The organism is Mesorhizobium sp. M7A.F.Ca.ET.027.03.2.1, assembly GCF_003999175.1.
GTDB lineage: Bacteria > Pseudomonadota > Alphaproteobacteria > Rhizobiales > Rhizobiaceae > Mesorhizobium.
Genome location: NZ_RZOM01001157.1, coordinates 1 through 1,855, shown reverse-complemented (window position 1 = coordinate 1,855; position 1,855 = coordinate 1). Strand labels below are relative to the sequence as shown.

The 1,855-nt window shown below is 63.4% G+C and carries 3 protein-coding genes; 1 reads left to right on the top strand and 2 read right to left on the bottom strand.

The window, feature by feature from the left end; all coding sequences use genetic code 11:
- The first annotated feature begins 253 nt into the window (after positions 1–253).
- The gene (locus tag EN750_RS32370; protein ID WP_023810914.1) at positions 254–412 is read left to right on the top strand and encodes a DUF3309 family protein; all 159 of its coding nucleotides are present in this window, start codon (positions 254–256) and stop codon (positions 410–412) included.
- A 63-nt stretch (positions 413–475) separates the two neighbouring features.
- On the opposite strand, the gene EN750_RS32365 is transcribed toward EN750_RS32370, so the two are convergent.
- Positions 476–1,435 carry an SDR family oxidoreductase gene (locus tag EN750_RS32365; RefSeq protein ID WP_127399114.1) on the bottom strand — a complete coding sequence of 320 codons (960 nt, stop codon included), beginning with the start codon at positions 1,433–1,435 and terminating at the stop codon, positions 476–478.
- Between the two features lie 120 nt (positions 1,436–1,555).
- Positions 1,556–1,765 (bottom strand): DUF680 domain-containing protein, encoded by a 210-nt coding sequence (locus tag EN750_RS32360; RefSeq protein WP_127399113.1) that lies wholly within the window; start codon positions 1,763–1,765, stop codon positions 1,556–1,558.
- Between the last annotated feature and the right edge of the window lie 90 nt (positions 1,766–1,855).

The window sequence follows — 1,855 nt, the reverse complement described above, 5'->3', positions numbered from 1 at the left end:
TGCTGATGGTGTTCACCCGCGCCAAGGTCAAACCGGGCGCACGGCGCGGCTTGATCAGCCGTCTGTTCCGGCGCGGCAAGGTCGAGATTTCATCGACCGATGCGCCAGGGCGGGATGCCGGAGCCGGGCCGGATATCGCCTTTCCGAAAGCCGCCGAATAAATCATTGCCGATTTGACCGGCAAAGGCCGCCCGGAACAACCGGGCGGCCTTTTGCATTGTTCTTGGGCGAAAAGTCGAATTGCGGGGTTCTCATGCCGATCACCACCATAGTCATCATCGTCCTGGTCCTTATCCTCATCGGCGCGGTGCCGGCCTGGCCGCATTCGCGCTCCTGGGGCTATGGGCCCTCGGGTATTGTCGGCGTGGTGCTGGTGGTGCTTATGGTGCTGCTGTTGATGGGACGGCTCTGAGGCGCCCTTTCAGTCCGCGGAGATTGTTAATGTGCGGAGGAGTATCGCCCGCCATCGCGGAGGTCAGGCAGCTTTCGCAACGCCGGTCACGGTGGCAATGCCGATATCCCCGAGAGCTTCAGTGACGGCCTGATCCAGCGGCGTGTGGGGGATCGCGCCGATGATGCCTTCCAGCCTTGCCGACGCCAGTTGGTGCGGTTCGAAGCGCAGATAGGACATCGACACGATCTCACGCCACATCGCCACGAACGGGCTGCCGGCGCGCAGCACCCACCACGCCATCGAGGTCATCTTGAGCGGGCGTCCAAGCGCCTTCTCCGCGGCCGCCTTGATCTCCAGGTCGGTGACGGGATGGCCCGGGAAGTTGAGGGCTTCATAGGCGCCGAGCTTGTCCAGGTTCTGCGCCAGTCCGACGAAAGCCCTGGCCAGATCCGGCAGGTAGGCCCATTCATGCACGAGGTCGACCGGGCCGGGCGCCGTATAGACACCCTTGTTGATTTTGGCGGCGACGACCAGGTCGAACCACGAGCCGCTGCCGGTGCCGCCGAAGAAATCGCCGGCCCGCAAAATAATGGTGCGGACGCGGCGCGCTTCGGCCTCGCGGTGAAACAGGTCCTCCATGGCGACGCGGATGCGCCCCTTCTCGGTCGTCGGGCGGAACGGCGTGTCTTCCGTGATCACCTCCGGCATCGGCGACCCGTAATTGTATACGGTCCCGGGAAAGAGATGCAGTGCGTTGTTGGCACGGCAAGCGGCCATGACATTCTCGGCGATCGGCAGGCACTTGGCCCATTCGGTGTAGATCGGGTTGAGGCCGTTGAAGATGATGTCGACACCTTCCGTGGCGCGGATCAGCGCTTCCCGGTCGAGCGCGTCACCGGCAACGGCCGTAGCGCCTTCGAGTTCAGTTGGCAGTTTGCCGTTGCGGGTGACGGCGCGGACCTCGTAGCCCGCGTCGATGAAGGCCTTGGCGACCACGCGGCTGAGCCGGCCATTGGCACCGAGAATTGCGATACTGGTCATTGGAAGCACTCCGGGGTTGGGATTTGCGTGGTCGGTCGCAAGGCGCGATCGGGATCAGCGACAAGCTCGATCGAGATCAGAGACGAGCGCGATCGAGATCAGCGGCAAGCGCGATCGAGATCAGCGGCTGCCGAAGAGGTCGCGGTTGCTGCCTTGCGTGACCGGCTGCCGGACGGCCGCATCCGGGTTGTGGATCGAAGCGGTGGTCGTGTTGTCGGTGCTGGTGACAGCCGGCCGGCTGGCGTCGTTCGACCCAAACTTGTCGCTGCCGGCAAAGGCGGCGCTGACGGAAATGAGGATGGCGGCGGCGGTGAGAGCGATCTTGGTCATCTGAGTTCTCCATGTTGGTGTTTGCAGTCCGTGTTGGTGTCTGCAGCCGGAATATGGTCGCTCCGAATGCGAATGGAAATTGACTACAGA

What these genes read in the sequence shown, in the direction of transcription:
- EN750_RS32370 (WP_023810914.1), top strand. Translation starts at nt 254, where the DNA reads ATGCCGATCACCACCATAGTCATCATCGTCCTGGTCCTTATCCTCATC.
- EN750_RS32365 (WP_127399114.1), bottom strand. Translation starts at nt 1,435, where the DNA reads ATGACCAGTATCGCAATTCTCGGTGCCAATGGCCGGCTCAGCCGCGTG.
- EN750_RS32360 (WP_127399113.1), bottom strand. Translation starts at nt 1,765, where the DNA reads ATGACCAAGATCGCTCTCACCGCCGCCGCCATCCTCATTTCCGTCAGC.